Source organism: Vibrio sp. 10N.222.55.C6, from assembly GCF_041473395.1.
Lineage (GTDB): Bacteria > Pseudomonadota > Gammaproteobacteria > Enterobacterales > Vibrionaceae > Vibrio > Vibrio crassostreae_C.
The window spans coordinates 1-331 of the sequence record NZ_JBFRSD010000593.1 but is presented as its reverse complement, the minus strand read 5'-3'; the positions used below and the strand labels follow the sequence as shown (position 1 = coordinate 331).

The 331-nt window shown below is 47.1% G+C and carries 1 protein-coding gene; it reads left to right on the top strand.

The genetic code is table 11. The features are described from left to right. Nucleotides 1-331, top strand: a 331-nt coding sequence (locus AB4486_RS25240) for a PilZ domain-containing protein (protein ID WP_372119457.1), incomplete at both ends; no start/stop codon positions are given.

Genomic DNA, 331 nt, shown 5'->3' with positions numbered 1-331 from the left:
GCCTCTGAGCGTTGTTAAAACATCTTCTCAAGGTAACCACGACATTACTAGCGCCAATAGCCCGTACGAAGCGGAAGCTATTAACCTAGGTTACGACTTAAAACGCCAAGAGAACAGACTCAAGATTAGCTCGCAGGTCGAGATCACCACATCGAAAGGGCAAAGCCTACATGGTGTAACGGTTGATATCTCCCCGTCGGGTGCAAAGTTCAAAGTACCGAGCGCCTTTCGATACAACCTCGGCGAGATCATCAGCGTTAAGTTCTCAGAGCTTATCGAAAAGTCCCAAGAAAACGATGTTAACCAAGCGGTTGAATTTCGTGTTTTGGGT